Here is a 24,413-nt window from a genome sequence, read left to right on the forward strand (position 1 = left end):
TTATTAATACATTAAATATGTGCTGATATCATGCATTAGTACATTCTTACTCGAATGTCTAACCCGACAGGACCACTGTAACAAAACAAGAGACCTTAAGCACGCATTGTTGTCTGGCGCCAGGTCTCCATAAACTACAGCTATCCCTCTGAACTTCCTTGTTCTTTGCTACTATGCTATTCGTGTTTATTATAACGGCGTTGTCCTTAACTGTCAATACATTTTAGCAATATTAATATTTTTTGTCTCTCTTGTAAACACATAAGTCTCGTTCAGGTGGGGAGCTAAAAGGTCAGGCATTGATAGTTTATAATCCTGTTAACATACATAAAGGGCAAGGCGATCGCCTTACCCTTTACTTGCCATCGTTAATTAAGGATTAATCTTTTCTTTGAAAGTTTGCTTTCCATCTTTCATTTCGATAATTACCGCACTCTTAACAGCGTCATGAGTTGCATTTAAAGTAATTATACCAGATACTGCCGGGTAGTCTTTTGTCTTAGCCAGCTCATCTTTAATTTTCACAGGATCAGGGCTGTTAGCGCGTTTGATTGACTCAATTACCATCATTGTCGCATCATACGCTAAAGCAGCGAAAGCATCAGGTGTTTGCCCATACTCTTTTTTGTATGCTTCTACAAAAGATTTGATAGCTGGGCTGTTATCATCTGGTGAGTAGTGGTTAGCGAAATATGTGTTATTCAGAGCTTGCCCTCCAGCAATTTCTGGAAGTTTTGCTGAATCCCAGCCATCTCCACCAAGAAATGGTGCGTTAAGACCTAATTCACGACCTTGCTTAATTATCATTCCTACTTCCTGGTAGTAGCCAGGCACAAAAATTACATCAGGGTTAGCCGCTTTAAGCTTAGTTAAAGTTGCTTTAAAATCAGTATCTTTAGCAAGATAAGCTTCTTCAGCAACTATAGTTCCGCCATTCTTTACAAACGTTTCTTTAAAGAATTGACCTAAACCTTTTGCGTAATCACTGGAATTATCGATATATAATGCTGCTTTTTTCGCAGTCAAAGTTTTCGTTGCGAAGTTAGCCATTACTGATCCTTGGAACGGATCAATGAAAGCTGCTCGGAACAAGTAGTCACGAACTTTTCCGGTATTAGGATCAACTGTAACCTTAGGGTTTGAAGCTGTAGGACTAATAGCCAAAACCTTATTGTCCATATTTACTTGCGCACCTGCGATTACGCTGGAAGAAGCAATAGGGGCAATCACTGCAGCAACTTTATCTTGAGTTATAAGTTTTTGCATTGCATTGGCAGCCTCAGCTGCTTCACTTTTGTTATCAGCAACAACTAGGCTTAACTGCTTACCTAATACGCCGCCTTTTGCATTTACTTCTTTAATAGCAAGTTTAGCACCATTTGATGCTGATTGTCCGAACGTTGCATTATTTCCGGTCATTTCGAGGTTAGCGCCTAGCTTGATTACGTCAGCAGACTGCTGACCGCCGCATCCTGATAGTAAGACTGCAAACATAGCAATCGCTACAAAGATACAAACCGTTCTCTGCATTTTTCCAGTAAACATTCTTTTCCCTCCCGTTTCGATTGAATACACCGTTGTACATCTTGGCAAGACACTAGCGGTGCATGTCCACTACACACGTATATATGTGTGCGTATATTTGTAATTATAGGGAGGATTGTTCACTCTGTCAATACATTTACAGAGTATATTCTATGTATACCAGATTCCCCTAAGCTTTTATAATTTAGTGTTTTAAGTGGTAAAAAGGATAAGCAGCTGCTTATCCTTTTACCTATTCATAATCTTATGGATTGATTTTTTCTCTGAACGTTTCAACACCGTTTTTGCGCTCTAATATAAACGCTGTTTTAACCGGATTATGATTTGCATCTAGAGAAAGTATGCCAGTGCTAGCTTGGAAGTTCTTAGTCTGCTCTAAAGCATCACGGATTTTTTGCGGATCTGCACTTCCTGCACGTTTAATTGCATCTATCATTAGTAAACCTGCATCATATCCTAATGCTGCGAAAACGTTTGGCTCTTTACCATATTCTTTTTTGTATGCTTCAACAAATTTAGCTACATTTGGGTCAGTATCTTGTGCCGAAAAGTGATTGCTGTAATAGCTGTTGTTTAATGCATCTACGCCAGCGATTTCAACTAATTTGCTATCTGTCCAGCCGTCTGTACCCAATAGCGGAACGTTAATTCCCATTTCGCGGGCTTGTTTTGCTATTTTTCCTACTTCTTCATAGTAGCCAGGAATAAAGATCGTTTCAGCATTTGCTGCTTTAAGCTTAGTTAGAGCTGCTCTAAAGTCACTGTCTTTTTGTAAGTAAGCTTCCTTGGCAACTATTTTACCACCATTTTGAGTAAATACTTTTTCAAATACTTCAGCCAGACCCTTTGAGTAGTCTGAGCTGCTGTCAATATATATTGCAGCCGTTTTAGCTTTTAAGGAATTGGCTGCAAATGTTGCCATAACTGTTCCCTGGAATGGATCTGTAAAGCAAGAGCGGAAACTATATGGTCTTACTTTTCCATTTTCAACAGTGATTTTGTCATTAGTACCAGTAGGTGTTAATGCAGGTATTTTGTTATCCTGAGCTACTTGGATAGCTGCTAGAAAGTTCGAACTTACTGCCGGCCCAACTATAGCAACCACTTTATCTTGAGTAATCAGTTTGGTTGTTGCATTTGTAGCTTCGGATGGCTCTGATTTATTATCTGCCACAACTAGTGTAACTTGCTTTCCGTGAACGCCTCCCGCAGCATTAACTTCCTTAACCGCAAGTTTCAAGCCAGATAACGCCTGCTGCCCGTAGTTTGCTACACTTCCAGTCAACTCGATATTTGCACCAATTTTAATATCGGTCGAATTAGTTGCAGTTTTTCCACCGCAGCCTACCACTAAGCTGCTAATCATAACAATGATACAAATAAGTCCAACATACGATAACCACTTTTTAGACATTTCCTTGACCTCCTAAATAAAAATAAGCATTTTGTGTAACTTATACTATCACACAGCAGCCGATTCATTTTACAACATTACAATCCAAGTGACTATTCCAGAAACACTTAGCAGAGTAATGTTTATCCATAGAACACATTATAGTGTTAATGTGTAAACATGTCAACATGTAATTCGTAAAAAATAAAACCAGGGATAAGGCATATGCCTTATCCCTGGTTAAATCACGTAATCTTGTTATGGATTAACTTTTTCTTTAAAGGATTGTTTACCGTCTTTCATTTCAATAACAACAGCACTCTTAACTGGGTTGTGGTTAGCATCTAGAGTTATCAAACCAGTGCTAACTTGAAGATTCTTAGTTTGCTCAAGAGCTTCACGAATTTTAGCAGGCTCATCGCTTCCAGCGCGTTTGATTGCATCGATAAGCATAAGAGCTGAGTCATAACCAAGAGCGGCTAAAGCACTAGGCTCTTGACCATACTCTTTTTTGTAAGCTTCAACGAATTTCACAACGTTTGGATCTGTATCTTGTGGAGAATAGTGATTGCTGAAGAATCCATTATTTAGAGCCGCAGCACCAGCGATTTCAACAAGTTTAGGATCATCCCATCCATCAGTTCCAAGCAATGGTTGGTTAATACCAAGTTCACGAGCTTGCTTTACAATCTTACCAACTTCTTCATAGTATGCTGGGATGAAGATTACATCAGGGTTAGTTGCTTTGATTTTGGTTAAAGTAGCTTTGAAGTCTTGGTCCTTTTGTAGGAACGCTTCTTTAGCTACGATAGTACCACCATTTTTAACAAAGCCCTCTTCGAAGAATTGCGCAAGACCTTTTGAATAGTCAGAGCTGTTATCAATATAGATTGCAGCTGTTTTAGCCTTAGCGGATTTAACTGCAAAATTTGCCATCACAGTACCTTGGAACGGGTCAATGAAGCAAGAGCGGAAGATTTGCGATTTCACTTGACCATTGTCAAAAGTAACTTTTGGGTTAGTAGCTGTTGCAGTAATAACTGGTACCTTATTATCTTGAGCAATTTGAGTTGTTGCCAGAACATTAGAACTGGACACAGGGCCCAAAATTGCTTTTACCTTATCTTGGGTAATAAGTTTCGTAATTGCATTAGCAGCTTCAGATGGCTCAGATTTGTTATCGGCCGTTACCAGCACAAGTTGTTTTCCTAGAACTCCGCCATTAGCATTTACTTCTTTAAAAGCCAGCTTTATACCATTAAGTGTCTGGTTACCGAAGTTTGCAATACCTCCGGTAAGCTCGTAGTTGGCACCAATTTTAATTTCTTTTGCGTTTGTAGAGGATGTACTGCTGCAGCCTGTTACTAAGGTGCCCAGCATTGTCACACCAGCTAGCAGGCTAATCATTTTTACCCACTTTTTCTTCATCTTTTTCTCCCCCTAGTTTAGTATTAGTCCGAAATAAACACATAATTACATTGCATTAATACAGGATTAAGACATCCTTGTGCCTTTACAAATTTACATACAGATCTTTACTTGCCGTTCTCTCTGTTTGTATTTTTGTCTATGGATTTTATTATAAATTCCCCCATATATCCGTGTCAACAATATTTTTTCGACTTTTTTTGGATTTTTGTAATGCATTCGAATACATCAGTGCTTCTCGGGTGTACATTAGCTATCTTATTTTAATCCATCTTACACTAGTTAGTAGCATAATATTCCTTTAATATTGTTAAATTTACCAATTAAAATATAAAGGCCTGGCTTAAACTACTTTAAAAGTTTAAGCCAGGCCTTTCTGGCAGTTATATTTTATTATATGTTCGGTACATATTAACCGGTTCGTTATTAACATACATAGTCCAGATACCGCAAGGACAAATTCCAGCACATATGCCGCAGCCAATACATTTATTGGCATCAGTCACATATTCAAAGCTGCCATCAGCCAATACCTTACGTGAGATTGCATTCTCAGGACAGGATTTGTAGCACATATGGCAATCACGGCAAGTACCACAGCTAATACAGCGATTGTAATCTTCGGTAGCAGCAGGTACATCGCAGCTATGGCACTTTTTAAAGTATGCGGTACTGAGTTTTCCAGCAGGCAATAGTGTTTTTTGTTTAGTTTGATACTCACTTGCGACAAGATACGCATCTGCTGCAAGTGCGGCTTCACGACCTGCACCAATTGCATCTACTAATCTGCCTGGTTTAATTGTATCACCGGCCGTAAATATACCTTCGCTGATAAGATAATTCTTACCAGGTACGAGGTGCCCACGCTCAACCGAAACACCTTCTGGGAGGAAATCAAATTCTGGAGTCTCACCGATACAGATGATAACAGTATCTGCTGGTATAAGATCGCCGTTTTGAGTAATGATTCCTTCACTCGTAATCTCTTTTGTCATAACAGGCCATTGAATGACTCCACCCATTTCTTCGACATGGGCAATTTCATTAGCAAACGCAGCCGGGCGCTGTACGTCAATACAAGTCACTTGCTCAGCTCCCATTTGGTATGCTCCGATTGCGGCATCCATACCGGAGTTACCGCACCCAATGACAACAACCTTTCGGCCTACCGCTGGGTTTTCGCCACGATTGACAGCCTTTAAAAAATCTAAGCCTTTAACAATCCGCTCATAACCAGGCCATGGAATAACACGAGCATTATGACCGCCTGTTGCGACAACTACAGCATCATAGTTAGCTTTAATTTCTGCGAATTTCTCTTTATTAACTTTATAGTTATTAACTAGTTCAACTCCCATATCAGCAATACGCTGAATTTCACGAGTTAATGTCTCTTGAGGCAGACGTGAGCGCGGAATAACCTGCTCCATCTTACCACCCATCTTAGCGTCTGCTTCAAATACAGTTACTGCATGACCCTTACGGGCAAGCTGCCAAGCAGCAGTTAGACCTGCAGCACCGCCACCGATAACTGCAACCTTTTTATCTGTCGCTGCAGTAGTTTTATCTAATGTCACATCACCAGAATGACGACCTAAAAGACCAATTTGAGCAGATATATCTATATTTTTACGGCTGCAGTCATCCATACATAGGTTAGGACAAACAGCACCGCACACCGAACCTGGGAAAGGAGTGTATTCTAGTACAAGTTTATATGCCTCTTCTATCTTGCCTTCACGTAGCAAGTTGAAACGCTGTTGTGAAGGAATTGATGCTGTACAGTTGAATTCACACGGCGCAGCGTATCGCGCGTTTTCCCATACCGGTATGCGCTGACGATAAAGGCCTGAGTTTACAAGACCGATAACGGCAAAATCATCACTGCATACATCGCTAAAGATACCACCATCAATCCATTGCTCATTGCGGAACGAATAAATATTAGTATTAGCTTTCTTAGGACGCTCGTCATAAGTTAAAGGCACAGCCTTATGCCACTCATCCCATTTGCTTAGCTCACTACGCAACTCTGGACGACCTATCGAATTAAGGAAATCATCCATTTTGCTATCAAGATAATCAATATCTGAATCGTTTAATGGCGTAATTTTTACGTCTTTATTAGAAACCCCGCCAGCTTTTCCACGGAAGTATAGAGTACCGCCAACCATACCCATACAGGAACGGTCACCAAGCACTGAATCAAATTGGGCGCTGTCATAACCACAAACTACACCAATACCGCCGCCCATAAATTCGAAAGAGAAGCTGCCGACATTTTTAAGAATCCACATTTCTGGTGCTGAATAGAGTGGGTCATGTTTCATCAGCGAGCCGGAGCGAGTTCCAGCACGGCCTCCGATATATATTGTACCAGCAGCAGCACAATGCCCGGCTGTATCGCCCGCATCGCCTTTGACAACAATCTTACCACCGGCATTTAACCAGCCCACATCGGCTGATGCAGAGCCTTCTACAATAATTTCGGTATTATCTAGACACATTGATCCGACGCGCTGGCCGGCGTTAGTTACATGAAACTTTAAAGTTTTGCCTTCCGGATGCCATAATGGACCGCCAATATCATGTTGACCGGAAGCTTCTATATAAAATTCTGTTTCGCCATTTGCCAACGCTTCATTAATAGCCATAAGCAAATCTTGCGTAGACATACGGTTGTTAGTTTCAATTGTACTTATTTTAAACATTCAGCTTCCCTCCTAACATACATATTGAATGCCCAGTTTATTTGCAACAGCATTATCCATAGTTACTAAAGCATCGGAGCGGCCTACAGGCAACGAACTATTGCCAATTGGCGCCATTAATTTGCGAAGTTCGCTGTCAAGGGCCAGCATATAATCAACAATATTTTGCGCACCCTTATCAATATCAAGGCGCTTAACAAGTCTAGGATCTTGCGTACAGATACCTGTAGGGCATTTACCTGTTGAACAAGCATTACAACGTCCGCGTTCATTGCCTATACAGCCTAAGAGCTGAATCAAAACTTTGCCGATAAATACTCCATTAGCACCTAAACAAATCATTTTGAAGGCATCGGCAGCAGCATTACCAGTTAAACCTATACCGCCGCCAGCCCATAGAGGTATCTGACCTTGGCGACCTTGTTTAACGGCAGCAAGATAACATTCACGAACCTTTGATACCACCGGATGACCGGTGTGATCAAGCGATACTTCGTTAGCAGCGCCAGTACCACCCTGAATACCATCAAGGAAGAAGCCCCCGCAAATTCTATATGGGTCACGAAGCAAGTTATTATATACCGATACTGATGTAGCCGAAGCGGCACACTTAATTGCAACAGGCACACGAAACCCAAAGGCTGCATTTAACGATAAGTGCATCTTTTGAACCGATTCTTCGATTGAATATAACCCTTGATGATTTGGTGGTGAGTTAAGGTCAGCCTTAGGTACACCGCGAATAGCCTGAACATGCTCGGCAACTTTGGCTGCAGGCAAAAGTCCACCATCTCCTGGCTTCGCACCTTGACCTATTTTAATAAGAATACCAGCAGGGTCAACCTTCATATTGGGCATTGCTTTTATTATTCTGTTCCAACCGAAGTGGCCGGACGCAATTTGAAGAATCATATATTTAAGCTGCTCTGATTCCATCAGCTTAACAGGCATACCACCCTCGCCAGAACACATCCGTACCGGAAGATTGTATTTCTCATTAAGGTAAGCCGTCGCAAGAGCTACAGCTTCCCACGCCCGCGTTGATAACGCTCCAATTGACATATCACTAAAGATAACTGGATATATCCAATGCACTGGAGGTGTCTTAGAGGTCATTTTAAGTTCGCCGTTCTCAGCAGCAAAAGGAAGTTCTTGTGGTAACAAAACCCGTCCAAATGGTGCTAGAATATCGAAAGTATGACGCTCAGAGTCTAGTGATGGGTCAGTCATCTGAGAGATACGACCAACGACAATATTATCAAGAGTACGCTGAGCATTTAGATTAGTACGTCCGCCGCGTTTTAGCGGAGAACCACCACTGCGAGCTAAGAGATTATGGCGAGTATCTTCATTGCGTACAGGCTTAATTGCTTTGTTAGGACATACCTTTTCGCACATCGCACAGCCTACACAGGCATCAGCAAGGTTTGTTTTCTGTCTAATGATCGGTACGGCTAAATGGCGCTGAGATGGTTCAGGCTGGTGACCTGTAGAAACAGTTACCGAACGGCGTTCCATAACAACCTCAATGGCATTGAATGTACAGGCTGCAACACAACTGCCGCACATGGTACAGCGATCATGGTCATATTGGATTTTAAAATTCAAATCATTAACAGTAACGTCTTGTGTTTTTACTGTTTCCATCTCTGCACCTCCAAATCATTTGTTATTACTACTACTTCCCGCTCATTCGGATATATATCGTTTTCGTGGTTACGATTAGGCAATATTACATTAAGACCGCATACTTCGGAGGCGATCGCGATTGTATTCTCATCTCCACCCACAACAACCGGGCGAAGTTTTTTGGAGTCACAGCATGTCATCATATGATTATTAGGCATAAGGGCAATAATGGTGTTAGGTCCATTAATCTCAAGATGACCTAATGACTGACGAATGGTTTTTAAAACTTCCTTGTCAGAACGCTGTTCGATTTCATCAAACGGCAGAGGAGTGATTACATGCTTGTAATATTTAATCGGCCAGTTAAGCTGATGAAGAACATAATGGAGTGTATATAGGAAGTTTTGTGAATCGGACTCAAACCCAATATATCCACGATGCAGAGATTTCTGATACTCTTTATTTTTAGTATAAAAGGTGTTCTCACCATTAGCGCAAAGAGTATACCCTTGCAAAAAGAATGGATGGGCGGCATAACGGACAATATCATAGTTGGTGTTCTGACGGCATTGAACTACAACATTCTTAGCCATAAGATCACCATTGTCATCCCATAGTTTAAAATAGGTTGCTATATCGCGTGGATCACCAATTTCCTTTAATGTCAACACGTCTGGCCAAAAAGAATAAACATACCCTTGCTCATCTTTTTCAAGAAGCTTTCTTAGTGCCAACCTTGTGTCCAGCAAGAGCTCTTCCTTCTGTTTGTCAGAGGCATCACGATAATGCTCTGGATAGTCATAATTTCGGAAAATATAATACGGCATTGCCTTTATATCTAAACCTTGCTTCTTGCTTCCTTTAGGAATCCATTCGCTTATTTGAACGAAGTTGTGCGTTTCCATATAGTCTTCGACCAGTTTTGCTCCGTTCTGTGTACAGGCTAAAGACAATAACGGCTTATCTTTATAATTACCGAATACCCCGGCTAAATCTTGCATAACCATCGCAAAACCCGAATTATCATGCCCCTCCTGCTGAGGAAGCATTAAATGCAGAGCCTTCGAAGGATGAAACGGTATTTTACTTTTTATAGCGCCTATTCTGCACATGTTATCCCCCACCTCTTATCCATAATTATCAAATAAAGAAAACACGTCTTGCGCCGAGCCTAAGCGACAGCACAAGTCGATGTTGCCCTTATGCATGTAAGAAAGTTTTATACTTTCTTATCGTACAAAAAAATAAAAGACCCTGCGTAAGTACCGGAACCTTCTCCAGGAACTTCCGCAGGGCCGATTAGCCCACGGTCATCGAGTGCTTCAATGCACCAATATCTTAGCAAATCGCACTCTCTTTGTGTTTGCAAAATTGCCAGATACTTTCCTAGTTGTCTCTCCTTAACGGATCGATTTGGTCGGTCTTATAATATAAATACATTTGTTCACCTGTAAAGAACTGATTGTTAATGTACCTTTATTATAAGAACGAAAAGTTATACTGTCAATATGCATATTAAAAATTAATTTTTTCTGAAAACTAGCTGATTTTACAGCCTGCCCGTCGTATATCCCCTTCTCTTTCTGTATATTTATGCAAATCTAGGTACTCCAGAAGGGGTAGGGCATATTTGCGTGAAGTGTTAATCATATCGCGAAATTCGCCTACTGTTAGGGTACTATTGTTGCAAAAATGTACTCTTAATAGGTCAACAATGTATTGAATTGTTTTTCGGTATACATACATATCTCCAGCCTTAACTAACAAACCATGCCTACAAAGTGTTTCAAATGCAGCCTTAGAAATTTTAGACTGAAGCTTAAGTTTAGCAAAAAAATCCTCAATATTTAATGGTATAATGTGGTTATTTCCTAGCACCTTTTCTGCTTTTGACAGAAGATCCTGTTCCCACTCAATTTGATTTTCTGCATGCTGTTTATATGCTAAATAGCCTTCTGATAATATAATTTTATTCGTCTCCTGCCAATAAGTCAGATATTGATGGAAAACTTTTGTACTAACTTTTAACTGCTGTTTTACTAATTCCTGTGATATGCCAGTTTTCTCAGGAAACTCTTTATGATAAGTTCTCAATAACTCTTCAATTTGAGATGTAACATTCTGTAGCAAATTTGCATCTATATAATAATTGTTTATAGCAACTATTTTGTTTTCGGCTTCTAGTTCTTCAAGAGTTTCCTTAATCCCACGCACCGATCTAAAACCGATCATTTTATTTAAATCTTCAACTGTCATAAAACTTGAAGTTTGCTTTAGGGCATGACCTATAATATCGTTAAGGTTTTCACTATTCAAAGCCTGCGCAAATAGTTTTCTTGATTCTTCAATTTTCCTAGTCCGCTTTGAAACTCCGATTAGCTTGACACTGCCTAATAGAGTTTGCGGCGAGTAAAGTCTTATTATCCCGGTATCACCCGCAGCTGCACCAATTGGTTCTTCGAGAATTAATTTCATATAACCGTCATCGGAATTCTTAAATTTATAGATCCGCCCGATAAATTCCCCTGTACCAATATGAAGTCTAATTCTAGTACCAGTTTCCACTGCACAAAGCCACTTCACTACTACATCCCATTCTGTGCTTACCTGGGTAACTGCATGTGAGCTTAAAACCATCCCTCGGCGAATCTCTTCAAATTCTGCTCCTGTAATATTTATTGCAGCTCTTTGCCCCGCCTCAACCATCTCTACTTTATTACCATGTGTCTCCAAACCTCTTACTCTTACCGAAGCTTCCTTTGGATATAACACTACATTATTTCCAGCTACAATTTTTCCACTTAGAACAGTGCCTGTTACGACAGCACCATAGCCTTTTACCGAAAAAACTCTATCTATCCATAATCTAAATGGCGCTTCGCTGTTACGGGCATCTGCCGTTTGAGCTACCTTAAGCATGCTTGCGCGTAGTTCATTTAAACCCAAACCTGTTGTTGATGAAACATGACAAATAGGCGCATTTTCAAGAAAACTATCTTTCACTGCTTCACATATTTCTTCCTGTACTAGTTCCAGCCAGTCTGACGCGACCTTGTCTACCTTATTTAGCACAATTAACCCATGCTTAATCCCGTATAAATTAAGCATAGCTAAATGCTCAGTTGTTTGCGGCATGATTCCTTCATCTGCAGCTATAACCAGCAATGCAGCATCAATACTACCGCTTCCAGCAAGCATATTTTTTAAATATCGCTCATGCCCAGGAACATCAATAATACCCGCCATGTTACTATCTCCGAGCTCCATTGCCGCAAAACCAAGATCAATTGAAATACCACGCTTCTTCTCTTCAGTTAAGCGATCGGTATCAACTCCTGTTAAAGCTTTTATTAAAGCGGACTTACCATGATCAACATGTCCTGCTGTGCCAAAAACTATATACTTCAAATACCTCTTCCTTTCGCTAACGCCAGGCAGGCTTCCTTAATCACTGTCATATCCTGTTCAGTTAAACATCTTACATCAATAATTACCCTGTCTGATTGAACACGGGTTATTATTGGTATCGTCCAATTTCTTAAATGCCGCTCTAAAGTTGCTGTACTTACCTCAGCAGCTTTTAAACTTACCCCGTAACTCGTAAAGCCCATTTCCGGCATTGCTCCACCGCCAGCTTGTGAATCAGTTTCAACAATATTAGACTGCCACCAAAATTCTGATAGTCCTGATAACATAGAGCTCAATCTTGTTGCTTTACCTTCTAGTTCTTCGCGGCTAGTGCACAACATTGATTGCACAGGTACATCTGTTTTTGGATTTCCCGATATATAATCTATTAGTGTCCCTTCGAGGGCAGCCAATGACAATTTATCTACGCGAATTGCCCTCATAAGAGGATGCTTTTTCATAATTGATATATACTCTTTTTTGCCGGCAATAATCCCGGCTTGTCCTGCACCTAGTAACTTATCGCCGCTAAAGGTAACAATATCCACTCCATCCTTGATAACCTCAGCTACCGATGGCTCATCCCATTGTCCAGCAGTTATCGGATTTATTGTTCCACTGCCTAGATCCTCTATAACAGGTAAGTTGCTTTTTGCTGCCAATTCAACTAATTCTTTATTATCCGGTTCTGAGGTAAAGCCGATAATTCGATAATTACTGGTGTGCACTTTTAAAATTGCAGCAGTATTTTCACTGATTGCATTTGCATAATCGCGCAGATGAGTTTTATTAGTAGTTCCTACTTCTACTAGTTTAGCCCCGCTTTGCTTTAATACATCGGGTATTCGAAATGATCCGCCGATTTCTACAAGTTGCCCCCGGCTGACAATTACCTCTTGCCCGTATGATAATGCGGAAAGTGCTAGCATAACCGCAGCAGCATTATTATTTACAACAATAGCATCCTCAGCACCAGTAAGTGCAGCTATTTTAGCTGCTATGTGTGAATAACGGCTGCCACGCTCTCCACTATCAATTAAGTATTCTAAGTTGCTGTAACCGCCTGCAATCTCAACAACTCTTTCAATTGACCTTTTACTCAAGGGCGCTCTGCCTAAGTTAGTGTGTAGTACTACGCCAGTAGCATTAATCACTCGTTTTAAACTAGGCTTTACTAGCTTGACTAATCTTGACTTTATTTTCATTAACAAAACCTGTGTAGATATTTCTTCGTCAAGACCAGCTATAATGTTTTGCCTTGCAGCTTCTGTAGTTTCCTGTACACACTTTAAAAAAAGGCTATGGGGAAGTGTGGTCAGTTCTTCATTTTTCCTTAATTCTCCAATTAATTTATCAACCGAAGGAATATTACGTAGGTTATTTTTACTATTATCCATCATTAACTCCCAAATATTTTATTGGCAAAGCTCGTCGAGTAACTGGTACGCTCTTATATATACAAATTTATATATATGAAAAATCATCAGTGTTAATATAATATTCCATAATTACCCTTTATATCCTATTGAGCTGTATAAAGATTATCATAATTACACATAATGGTAATAGCTTATACAACTAGACAGGAGTTACTATATGTTGGAGAATATTATCAAACTAAAAAAACCTGAACTCAAGTTTTCTGTACATAATCCTCAAGCAATGTATGATATTGCAATTAATCTTAGGACCCTGATTGCAGATGCAAAATCTACAGGTCATGAAATTGTCGTCGTTTGCATTGGTACTGACCGCTCTACAGGCGATTCGTTAGGCCCCTTAACAGGCAGTAAACTCCACTCTCTAAATCTTAATTCCCATGTATACGGTACTTTAGACGACCCGATACATGCAACCAACCTTGCTGATAAGGTAACCACAATTGGCTCAAGTTACGAGAAGCCTTATATTATTGCAATAGACGCCTGTTTAGGGCGTCTAGAAAGCGTCGGCTGCGTATCGCTGGGGCGTGGATCCGTAAAGCCAGGAGCTGCCGTCAATAAAGATCTTCCAGCCGTAGGTGATGCCTATATTACCGGTATTGTCAATGTAGGAGGATTTATGGAACATTTGGTACTGCAAAGTACAAGATTAAATCTCGTTATGAAAATGGCTGATACAATCGCAAATAGTCTTTCTTTCGCAATGCGAACAGTTCATTAAATATAAATACCTATAATAGAAATAAGTACCAGGAATTATCCTGGTACTTATTTCTATTATAGGCGTTCTAATTCTTCTAATATTTCTTCAGTACTTTTTCCTGCTGCATTGATTATCGGAACATGCACCTGGATATCTTGCATATTCATTATATTATTATCTACCCCGCTTAGAACGATAGCGTCAACTGAATCAATATTAGTATTCTCTAAATCGACAACGTCATATCCTTCTGTTTCCAACAAATCAGCTAATCGTGATAAATTTTTTTCAATCGCAATTATTCCTTGCATTAGTTCACCTCCTTATTATTAATTTTGCCAAATTCAGTCTTAATCGTTACAGTCTTTCATCTAGACATGATGCAACCTGCTCTGCAGTAAGGCCTGCGGCATTAATAACGGCAGTACCGCGAGCAGCTTTTGCTGCGACTGAGCTATTGGTTGGTGCGCCCATATAAATAACAGCCTCGACTGGACGCAAGTTTTCTGCCATATCAACAACCTGATAGCCACAATCATTAAGATGCGATTTAATGTCTTCAAGGCCAGTTTCAATCGAAACTAAACGCAACATAAAAAGCACCTCCTAATTTTATTGTTTGCAGAGGTGCTTTTTTCATGTCTGTTAAGTTTTGCGAAAAGTAATTTTACAAAAATTTGGCTGGATTAACTGCATTATTGTTAACTCTAATCTCATAATGAACATGAGACCCTGTACTATTGCCCGTACTTCCCATATAAGCTATTATTTGTCCTTTCTGAACCCACTCTCCTTCATCCACAAGATTAAGAGAATTATGACCATATAATGATTCAATCCCATTTCCATGGTCAAGCTTTACAAGCTTCCCATAGCCGCCGAACCAACCGCTGAATGCCACGTTACCAGCTGCCGTTGCGTATATTGGTGTGCCATAATCGTTTGCGATATCAATTCCAGGATGCCAGTCACTGCCGTCGCCGCCCCATGGGGAACTACGCCAGCCAAACCTAGATGTTATTTCGCCTGCTGCTGGCATCATTGAAGGTGTCGCCGCCCTTTTAGCGTTCCTCTCGATAAGGGCATCTTTTAACTCTAATAGGCTTTCTTCTCGAATAGGCACAATTGTTTGTAATTGCGATACTGTACTCATAATTTCTGTTAAGGACGGCTGTACACTGGGGCCTCCTTGTCCGCTATTGTGAGATAAGCGCGATACTGCTGCGCGAGAAACAGAAGTAACATTAGACTCATTGTTAAATAAATGACGGATTTCAGCGTCTAGATTATTTAATCTGTCTATGTCCTTCTGCAATACCGTTGTAGTTTTTGCTAGTTCTTTTATTTGTCCGCTTTGAAAATCATTAATTTGCTGCAAATTCTGAATCTCTTGTTTGTATAAAACAGTTTGCTTAACTGCTGATCGATAATCTATAAAAAACATACTGAGGCATACTACAATAAAACAAATTGCTACAGTACTATAGCGTAAATACCTTGATGGTATATGAATAATGCGATGATTATTTGCATCTCCGGATGATAAGGTGAGAGTATATCTTTTACCTTCTGTTATATCAGACTTCACTTCGTATCCCTCCGAAATTCTCTATTGGCATTTATTTTATATTCTGTAAATTATTGTAAATCCCTTCTCTATGTCCACATTTGATAATAATAAATATTCGATTGTCCAACTTTTTAAGCACTTAATAAAGTATCATTAATCGTCATGCAAATGAAAAAAGACATCTCCAGAACGTCCGGAGATGTCGTATATTTTTAAGTTGTGATTGAATTATTTACTTTAACACTATGCTATATTTTCATTAGCATAGCTATCTAACATATCGCTGGCCCCTTTAAATAATGCACCTTCGCCTATTATCAGCGAATTCGCTTTTATATCACCAAACAGCTTTCCGCTTGCCATTAACTCCAGTCTGCCGGTGGCACTAATATTTCCTTGTACAGTTCCGGAGATGATAACATTTCGAGCCTTAATTGTAGCAGTAACCTTTCCGCCCTCACCAATAATAATATCGTGTGAGGATTCTATTTCGCCGTCAAAATCACCGTCTATTCTTATTGTACCATTTGCTTTAACTGAACCCTTTAGTTGAGTATCTTTACCAATGATAGTTTCGACTTCTCCGATGGAGGCGGCTTTTACTTTTTTTGTACCAAACATATTTCACTCTACCTTTCACATTTATCATTAGTCGATTTTCTAACTAGAGAATTTAGTTACAAGAAACTGGCAGGATTCACAGCATTACCATTAACTCTGACCTCATAGTGTAAATGCGGCCCAGTACTATATCCGGTGCTTCCCATATAGGCAATAGTTTCACCTTTTTTTACGAAACTGCCTACACTAACTATATTTCTAGAATTATGAGCATATACAGTAGCAATTCCATTACCATGGTCAATTTTAACCATTTTGCCATAGCCGCCGTTCCAACCACTTTCCACGACTTCACCATCAGCAGAGGCAATAATTGGTGTACCGTAACTATTTGCTATATCTATACCAGGATGCCAATCTCTCCCCCAGCCAATAGGAGAATCCCGCCAGCCAAAGCGTGAAGTTATATCGCCCTCAGTTGGCCATATTGATGGAGTTACCGCCATTCTGGCATTCTTTGCAATAACCTCATTTCTGAGCTGTTCTATACTTTGCTCACGAGCTTTGACATCGGACTTTAGCAGCTCAACCCACTCAGAAATTTCTGAGATTGCAGGCTTTGCCAATGGTCCTCCCTGCCCACTGTTCATTGGTACTGAACGGCTGATGCCAGACCTTGAAACACCAGATGATTGTTCGCTATTTACTAGACGACGAAGTTCAGCTTCTAGACTAGATAATCTATTAAGATCCTCTTGAAGACCTGCCGCGTCTTTAGCTAATTGCTCAATTTGAGCTTCTTGCGAGCCTTTATTACTTCGCAGAACATCGAGTTCAGACTTCTGTACAGCGGCTACATTTAATTGGTGTTGATAGTTTACATAAGTACCAGTAAGTAAAAGTGCACCCGCACACAATATTGAAACACCGTATTTTATTACTTTAGCTCGAATACGAAAACTACGTATACCTTGTCCTTTATGAGGTACTATCATTATTGTGTACTCTTGCCTTTCAGGTTTTTTTACATCATTCAAACCAAACCCTCCTCAGGCAAAAAGTATATTCCATAAGTGTAAATTACTTCCTTTTATATAAAATTCCTGCTATTGGGTGATTTTTTTTTCACACGCTTGTGCTATAGCTTGTTTTTCTTCTTCAGTCAGAAAATATGAAGATTGACCTGCTACAACTGGTTTTCCATATGATCGCGACTCACTTCTGCCAAAAATACTTGATATAACTACACCATTATTGTTCGCGTCAAGAAGAGCTACTGCGAAACTTAAATCACTACCTGTATCTTCGAAAGCATTAAATCTAACAACTCCTAGCTTTTGAATACAAGCTTTGGATACTTTGTCAATACGTTTATATTCGGTGGATAGATACTCTACTTTGTCTACAACCTGTCGAACTTCATCTATATGGTTCATTAAGAGCTGTTCAAGATTTGCACCTTCAGCCCCCTGCATCATTTTGCGATATCGTTTGTTCATCTTGGACAATTTAAGATTTATGCTTATAAATATAATAAGTGCAACTAGTATCATTATTGTCATTGCCAATAGCATATATTGTATATTGTTCATAATAAATGTCGATAAAACTGTAAGATCAATATTAAAATTCATTACTAATCAGACCCCTTAATGATTAATTATAACGGCCATAGAGCTGTTATTATTGCAGCTGCTGGTATAGCCGGCAAAAGGTTAGCTACTTTAATCTTCTTTATTTCCAGCATTAATATACTAATTGCAATAATCAAAATTCCGCCGGTTGCTGTTAACTCAGTTATCATTGCTGTTGATAATAGAGTTGTAAATGTTCCAGCTAATAGCGTTATCGTACCTTGGTATAAAAATATTGATACACTCGAAAGCGCAACACCGATACCTAGCGTGGAAGCAAAAACTATAGCTGAAATTCCATCAAGCATAGATTTGGCATACAGCGTACTTGAGTCACCAGTTAATCCATCTTGTATAGATCCAACGACAGCCATAGCACCAACACAGTACACCAGGCTTGCAGTTACAAACCCCTCACCAACATTTCCATACGTAGTACCCAACTTGACAGTCAGCCAGTTCCCTATTCGGTTTAACAGCGAATCTATATCTATTAGTTCTCCTATAACAGCTCCCATTACTAAACTTAGTATTACAATTAATATATTCTGTGTCTTAAATGCCATTTGTAAACCTATTATTCCAACTGCTAACGCTAAGCCTTGCATAATTGTCTGCTGATATCTCACAGGCAAACCGCTCTTAAGCAGCAATCCGACAGCTGAACCAGCTAAAACCGCAGCCGAGTTTACTAGTGTTCCTTTCATGCTCCTCTTTCCTCTCCCGCCAAACTCCTAACAGCTTCTAAAACTTGAGCAATGTCCTCGGTACTGTTAAAAAAGCCTGGGCTAAATCTAATAGTCCCTGTATTAATTGTTCCAATTGTATTATGAGCCCATGGCGCACAGTGTAATCCTCCGCGGCAGGCTATACCATAATCCCTATCCATACGATAAGCTATCGCTCCACTGTCATTACTTCCAATTAAACAAGAAACAACTGCTGTGCGGTTTTGCTCACTAGTCGGACCATAAACTTTTACATTTTCAATTTGAGATAAACCTTTAATAAGAATGTTCGTAAGCTCAGCTTCTTTTTGTTTTATAACATTTTGTCCGATTGATTTTATAAACCGAACTCCTGCTAGTAAACCTGCAATACCTGGTGTATTTGCTGTTCCGCTTTCCAGTCTGTCCGGCAAAAATTCCGGTTGAAGATCTGATTCAGATAAACTTCCAGTACCGCCATATCTTAAAGGATTAATTAGAATATCTTCTTTAATATACAGACCGCCAGTACCCTGAGGCCCAAATAATCCTTTATGACCACTAAATGCTAGCATACTAATGTTCATTTCAGCGACATTAACATACTCTATGCCCGCTGTCTGAGCAACATCAACAATTAACGTTGTTTGATACTTTTTTGTTAATGCTCCGATAGCATGAAGTGGAACAATTGCACCATTTACATTAGAGGAGTGACTCAGTACAAGTGTTTTAACTCCGCTTTGCAGTATTTCTTCCATTCTATTTAGGTTTATCTTGCCTTCACAATCAGCTTCTAAGATTAAAACTTCGACACCTTTTGTTTCTAGGTAGCGCAGCGGACGAGCTACAGCATTATGCTCCATCGAGGTTGTTAAAACTCTATCACCCGGACTAATAGTTCCTAACAGCGCTAAATTCAAAGCTTCTGTCGCATTCTGTGTAAAAACCAATTGTGTTGGATTTTTAAAACCGAACAAGCCCGCAAGTTCCTCTCTAGCTTCATAAAGAATATGTGTTGCTTGTCTGGATGCACCATGCCCACCCCGTCCAGGATTGCCAGCTACTGACCGCAGGCACTCATCTACTGCTTTGTAAACACAGTCTGGCTTAGGCCAGGTAGTCGCAGCATTATCAACATAGATCATAAATTACCCCGCTTTACTTAATCGTCTTCTAGCAGCATCTGAGCGAGTGGAAACGGTGCTAGGGCTCGATAAAGAATTCCATGAATGTGAGCAATTAGAACTCCATAATTAACTATTGGAACATTTTTCTCGCGTGCTTGGGCTAAACGATATAAAACCTCACGACGGTTTAACATACATGAACCGCAATGAACAATTAATTTATATTTATCTAGATCTGAAGGGAAACTCCCCCCTGATACCCATTCAAAATTCAAATCACCACCGACCGATTGTCTCAACCAGCGCGGTATCTTTACTTGCCCTATATCATCGGCTTGCCGGTGATGAGTACAACCCTCAGCGATTAGCACCTTATCTCCCGGTTTAAGTTTATCAATAGCTTTTGCGCCAGCTACTAAAGTTTCTAAATCTCCTTTATATCGTGCAAAGAGTATTGAAAACGACGTTAGCATTACATCAGGCGGAGTATCTGCTGCCACTTTTAAAAATTCTTGAGAGTCCGTTACCACTATTTTAGGTTTTTTTCGCATATTATCTAAGACATCTTTTAGCTCGCGCTCTTTGACAACCGTACAGTAGGCATCATGATCAAGCACATCTCTGATAGTCTGCACTTGAGGCAATATTAAACGTCCTTTAGGAGCAGCTAAATCGATTGGCACAACTAGTACAACGTTGTCTCCAGGATTAAGAAGGTCCCCAATTACAGTATGGGTATCCCAGCTTTCCGGGGCATTTTTTATAATGCTTCGTTTTAGTTCTTCAATACCAGTACCACTTTTTGCACTAACAGCCGTTATAGGGATTTTTAAGGCTTCACTAACGGACTTAATTTCTTCATCATTTACAGCATAAACGTCAGACTTATTTATTACGCCAATAGCCGCTATTTTTCTTTTAGTTATTTCTTCTAATATTTCTTCATCAAATTCTGTTGCGCCAACACTTGGATCAATTACAACAATAGCTAAGTCTGTCTTATTTAAAACCTGCATGGTACGTTCTACTCTAAGAGCACCTAAACCGCCCTCATCATCGATGCCAGCAGTATCTATGACCATTACAGGACCAATCGGCAGTATTTCCATCGCTTTATAAACAGGATCTGTTGTTGTACCTGGAATTTCTGAAACTAGTGCTATATCTTGATTTGTTAATGAGTTTATTAAACTGGATTTACCAACATTTCGCCTACCGAATATCGCTATATGCAGTCTATTTCCCTTTGGGGTCTCTTGCATGTCTAACCTCCTCATTACGTATAATTCAAGCTATATCCCTGGTTTTGTTAATACTTTTGGATTTGTTACTTGTTGCAAGCGTTCTTCTGTCATTAACTTCATTGCCATTACTGTATCAGCAATACTCATGCCTGTAAGAGAGGCATTTCGAGCCACCTGGGTTGCTTGGTCATACCCGATAATAGGTATCAATGCAGCTACTGTAGCTAGACTTTTCTCTAGGTTTGCAAGGCAATTTTGGTCATTAGCTTTTATTCCATTAATACAATTATCGCTAAACATATGAATACAATTTGTTAATATTTCTAAACTACCTAAAAGATGATGAGCAATAAGCGGCAAGAAAGCATTTAATTCCAACTGCCCTGATTGTGCTGCTAGGGTAATTGCAAAGTCTGAAGCCATTACATGAAAAGCTGTTTGGTTGACAGCTTCAGGAATTATTGGATTTACCTTGCCTGGCATAATTGAAGATCCGGCCTGACGCTCTGGTAAACTAATTTCACCCAATCCAGCCTTAGGCCCTGACGACATTAAGCGAAGATCATGCGCAATTTTTGACAAATTAACCGCTAAAGCCTTGAGCAAACCAGAAACTTCTACAAATACATCAGCATTTTGCGTCGCATCAATAGTATTTTCTGCTCGAGCTAGACCTACGTTAGCATATTGACGCACTTTTTCTGTAACCATATAAATGTATTTTTTAGGGGCATTCAATCCTGTACCGACTGCCGTACCTCCTAAATTTACCTGCCTTAATCTCTCTTCGACTTTATATAATCGCCACCGATCCCTTGCTATTGCTTGGGCATATGCACTAAACTCTTGCCCTAACATTATTGGTACCGCATCTTGAAGTTGAGTTCTCCCGACTTTTATTACGCCAGCAAATTCAGCCTCTTTAGTTTGTAATGACTGTTGCAATTTCGCACATGCATCGCTAAGATCTTTTAATAGCCAAATTGCAGCTATTCTCAAAGCCGTAGGATACGTATCATTTGTCGACTGATGTAGATTAACATGATTTATTGGGTGTACAATAGTATAATTACCCAATTCCCCACCCAATATTTCAATCGCTCGATTTGCAATAACTTCGTTTACATTCATATTAGTGGAAGTACCTGCGCCACCTTGAAACGCATCAACAACAAACTGTTCCTGCCATTTACCTTCTGCAACTTCATCAGCTGCCTCAATTATTGCTGAACCGACTTCTTTAGGTAATTTACCTAAGTCCATATTGACAGCTGCTGCCGCTTTTTTTATGATGGCCATGGCTTCAATTAATTTTTTATGGGTTTTAAAATCAGTAAGCGGGAAGTTGTTAACCGCCCGCATAGTATGTATCCCATAATAAACTTGTTTTGGTACTTGACATTCACCTAGCAAATCTTTCTCTAAGCGCATCAAACCACTTCCAGTCGAAATTAAAATTGATGTTTCACGTGAAACATTGCCGCTTTGCGTTTTATACTACCATATTGCTTCGGGGTTTAATTGCAGTGGCCGTTTGCGGTGTAGTTAGAACTTCAATAATTCTATCTAAATCTTCTGCAGAATAAAATTCAATCTCGATTTTACTTTTTAGCTTGCCGGGTTTTATTTTAACTTGGGTTCCTAATACTAACTTTAAGCGATCCTCTGCTTCAACCACAAAAATCTCTTTTTCGGATTGTTGAGCTACGTCTTCTTTTGCCTTGCGTGGGGCTATTGATAACCGCTTAACTAATTCCTCGGCGTCTCGTGCCGATAAATCCTCGGCAATTATTATCTCGGCTGCCTCTATTTGTAGTTCGATGTTATCTAAGGCCAAAATTGGTCTAGCTTGGCCCATCGATAATGTTCCACGTGAAACATACTCTTGAACTATCGACGGTAAATTTAATAAACGAATGAAATTAGCGATATGAGATCGACTGCGTCCAATCTTTCTAGAAACTTCCTCTTGAGTTAAACCAAATTCCTCCATTAATCGTCGATAAGCCACAGCCTCTTCAATAGCATTCAAGTCTTGGCGTTGAATATTTTCGATCAGAGCTATCTCGGTCATTTCAGAATCTGTGTAGTCTTTTATAAGTGCTGGAATCTCAGTAAGTCCAGCTAACTTAGACGCCCTCCATCGTCTTTCGCCTGCTACAAGTTCGTAACCGCTTAAAGTTTTCCGTACTACAATTGGCTGTAAAACCCCATACTGCTTTATTGATTGGCTTAATTCAATTAATGCTTCGTCATCAAATATTCGCCTCGGTTGAAACTTGTTAGGAGTTACTTCATTTAAAAGAACGCTATTTGTTTGTTCCGATTCTTTGCCAGCATTGGTTGATATAAGAGCATCTAAACCTCGCCCTAAGCCTCGTGCCTGCTTATTCATCTCCAACTACCTCCCTAGCCAAATCAAAGTATACTTCAGTGCCTTTAGATTTTGGATCATAAGTTATAACAGGTTTACCATAACTTGGGGCTTCACTTAAACGTACATTGCGAGGAATAATTGTCTGATATACTTTCTGTCTGAAGTGATTCTTAACCTCATCAACAACTTGAATAGAAAGATTCGTGCGGGCGTCGAACATTGTTAAAACGACACCTTCAAGTGTTAAAATCGGATTAAGATTTTTCTGAACAAGCGATACTGTTCTCATTAGCTGGGATAAACCTTCTAAAGCGTAAAATTCACACTGAATTGGCACTAATACAGAATTTGCAGCAGTTAAAGAATTGATTGTCAATAATCCTAGCGACGGTGGACAATCAATAATTACGTAGTCATACTCATATTTCGCCCTATCAAGAGCCCGCTTAAGTTTATTTTCTCGGGACATTATAGATACAAGCTCAATTTCTGCTCCAGCCAATTGTATGGTTGCAGGTAAAAGCTTTAAATTTTCTATTTGTGTTTGAACTACCAGTGTCTCAATCGGTACATCATTTACTAGGGCATCATAAACACATCGTTTGATTTCTGATTTATTAAACCCATAACCACTAGTAGCATTACCTTGTGGGTCTATATCAATTAATAGAACTTTTTTTCCAAGTTCAGCCAAACAGGCACTTAGATTAACCGAAGTTGTAGTTTTTCCCACACCACCCTTCTGGTTGGCAATTGCAATAACCTTTACCAAAGTGTTCACCTCATTTTAAACTCGCTAGATTACTTCATTCCACGCCCCTTTAAAATTTCCTGCCAAAAAATATCAATAGAAAGAAAATGAGGTTTACATAATTATCGTTTAATTGAAATAATCTTGACTTAAGTTTACAAATATGTTAGGGTACTAAGA

The 24,413-nt window shown here is 39.6% G+C and carries 21 protein-coding genes; 1 reads left to right on the top strand and 20 read right to left on the bottom strand.

Going from position 1 to position 24,413, the window contains the following annotated elements:
• Positions 1-372: 372 nt before the first annotated feature.
• From V6C17_RS02220 to selA, 8 genes are all read right to left on the bottom strand, one after another.
• A complete protein-coding gene (locus V6C17_RS02220; RefSeq protein ID WP_442891427.1) occupies positions 373-1,530 on the bottom strand; it encodes an ABC transporter substrate-binding protein in 1,158 nt (385 codons plus the stop codon).
• Positions 1,531-1,789: 259 nt separating this feature from the next.
• Entirely contained in the window at positions 1,790-2,959 is a 1,170-nt protein-coding gene (locus V6C17_RS02225) for an ABC transporter substrate-binding protein (protein WP_333520911.1), read from the bottom strand.
• Positions 2,960-3,196: 237 nt separating this feature from the next.
• Positions 3,197-4,366: an ABC transporter substrate-binding protein gene (locus V6C17_RS02230; protein ID WP_333520913.1), complete on the bottom strand. Its 1,170-nt coding sequence runs from the start codon at positions 4,364-4,366 to the stop codon at positions 3,197-3,199.
• Between the two features lie 383 nt (positions 4,367-4,749).
• Positions 4,750-7,077, bottom strand: a complete 2,328-nt coding sequence (locus V6C17_RS02235) for an FAD-dependent oxidoreductase (RefSeq protein ID WP_333520914.1) — start codon at positions 7,075-7,077, stop codon at positions 4,750-4,752.
• 12 nt (positions 7,078-7,089) lie between these two features.
• A complete protein-coding gene (locus V6C17_RS02240) occupies positions 7,090-8,724 on the bottom strand; it encodes a glutamate synthase-related protein (protein ID WP_333520915.1) in 1,635 nt (544 codons plus the stop codon).
• Complete coding sequence (locus tag V6C17_RS02245; RefSeq protein WP_333520916.1) at positions 8,712-9,818, bottom strand: glutamate synthase; 1,107 nt, start codon at positions 9,816-9,818, stop codon at positions 8,712-8,714. Before V6C17_RS02245 ends, V6C17_RS02240 begins: the two co-directional genes overlap by 13 nt.
• Positions 9,819-10,245: 427 nt before the next feature.
• A complete protein-coding gene (gene selB / locus V6C17_RS02250; protein ID WP_333520917.1) occupies positions 10,246-12,114 on the bottom strand; it encodes a selenocysteine-specific translation elongation factor in 1,869 nt (622 codons plus the stop codon).
• The gene (gene selA / locus V6C17_RS02255; RefSeq protein WP_333520918.1) at positions 12,111-13,511 is read right to left on the bottom strand and encodes an L-seryl-tRNA(Sec) selenium transferase; all 1,401 of its coding nucleotides are present in this window, start codon (positions 13,509-13,511) and stop codon (positions 12,111-12,113) included. The genes selB and selA overlap by 4 nt, the downstream gene beginning before the upstream one ends.
• Positions 13,512-13,710: 199 nt before the next feature.
• Between selA and yyaC the strand changes: the two genes are divergently transcribed.
• Positions 13,711-14,277, top strand: coding sequence for a spore protease YyaC (yyaC, locus tag V6C17_RS02260; RefSeq protein WP_333520919.1), 567 nt, complete (start codon positions 13,711-13,713; stop codon positions 14,275-14,277).
• Between the two features lie 56 nt (positions 14,278-14,333).
• Here the strand turns inward: yyaC and V6C17_RS02265 are convergent, their stop codons facing one another.
• From V6C17_RS02265 to V6C17_RS02320, 12 genes are all read right to left on the bottom strand, one after another.
• On the bottom strand, positions 14,334-14,570 hold the full coding sequence (locus V6C17_RS02265; protein ID WP_333520920.1) for a YkuS family protein: 237 nt from the start codon (positions 14,568-14,570) through the stop codon (positions 14,334-14,336).
• Between the two features lie 46 nt (positions 14,571-14,616).
• On the bottom strand, positions 14,617-14,853 hold the full coding sequence (locus tag V6C17_RS02270) for a YkuS family protein (RefSeq protein ID WP_333520921.1): 237 nt from the start codon (positions 14,851-14,853) through the stop codon (positions 14,617-14,619).
• Between the two features lie 73 nt (positions 14,854-14,926).
• Positions 14,927-15,847, bottom strand: a complete 921-nt coding sequence (locus V6C17_RS02275) for a M23 family metallopeptidase (protein WP_333520922.1) — start codon at positions 15,845-15,847, stop codon at positions 14,927-14,929.
• A gap of 225 nt (positions 15,848-16,072) precedes the next feature.
• On the bottom strand, positions 16,073-16,450 hold the full coding sequence (locus V6C17_RS02280) for a bactofilin family protein (protein WP_333520923.1): 378 nt from the start codon (positions 16,448-16,450) through the stop codon (positions 16,073-16,075).
• A 56-nt stretch (positions 16,451-16,506) separates the two neighbouring features.
• Entirely contained in the window at positions 16,507-17,427 is a 921-nt protein-coding gene (locus V6C17_RS02285; protein ID WP_333520924.1) for a M23 family metallopeptidase, read from the bottom strand.
• 69 nt (positions 17,428-17,496) lie between these two features.
• A complete protein-coding gene (locus tag V6C17_RS02290) occupies positions 17,497-18,024 on the bottom strand; it encodes a DUF4446 family protein (protein ID WP_333520925.1) in 528 nt (175 codons plus the stop codon).
• A 26-nt stretch (positions 18,025-18,050) separates the two neighbouring features.
• Positions 18,051-18,731: a DUF554 domain-containing protein gene (locus tag V6C17_RS02295; RefSeq protein ID WP_333520926.1), complete on the bottom strand. Its 681-nt coding sequence runs from the start codon at positions 18,729-18,731 to the stop codon at positions 18,051-18,053.
• Positions 18,728-19,879, bottom strand: a complete 1,152-nt coding sequence (locus V6C17_RS02300) for an aminotransferase class V-fold PLP-dependent enzyme (RefSeq protein ID WP_333520927.1) — start codon at positions 19,877-19,879, stop codon at positions 18,728-18,730. Before V6C17_RS02300 ends, V6C17_RS02295 begins: the two co-directional genes overlap by 4 nt.
• A 17-nt stretch (positions 19,880-19,896) precedes the next feature.
• Entirely contained in the window at positions 19,897-21,123 is a 1,227-nt protein-coding gene (hydF, locus tag V6C17_RS02305) for a [FeFe] hydrogenase H-cluster maturation GTPase HydF (protein WP_333520928.1), read from the bottom strand.
• Between the two features lie 30 nt (positions 21,124-21,153).
• Complete coding sequence (locus V6C17_RS02310; RefSeq protein WP_333520929.1) at positions 21,154-22,536, bottom strand: aspartate ammonia-lyase; 1,383 nt, start codon at positions 22,534-22,536, stop codon at positions 21,154-21,156.
• A gap of 61 nt (positions 22,537-22,597) precedes the next feature.
• Positions 22,598-23,500, bottom strand: a complete 903-nt coding sequence (locus tag V6C17_RS02315; RefSeq protein WP_333520930.1) for a ParB/RepB/Spo0J family partition protein — start codon at positions 23,498-23,500, stop codon at positions 22,598-22,600.
• The gene (locus tag V6C17_RS02320) at positions 23,493-24,263 is read right to left on the bottom strand and encodes a ParA family protein (RefSeq protein ID WP_333520931.1); all 771 of its coding nucleotides are present in this window, start codon (positions 24,261-24,263) and stop codon (positions 23,493-23,495) included. Before V6C17_RS02320 ends, V6C17_RS02315 begins: the two co-directional genes overlap by 8 nt.
• Between the last annotated feature and the right edge of the window lie 150 nt (positions 24,264-24,413).

Origin of the sequence: Dendrosporobacter sp. 1207_IL3150 (genome assembly GCF_036763085.1) — a bacterium.
GTDB lineage: Bacteria > Bacillota > Negativicutes > DSM-1736 > Dendrosporobacteraceae > JBAIYU01.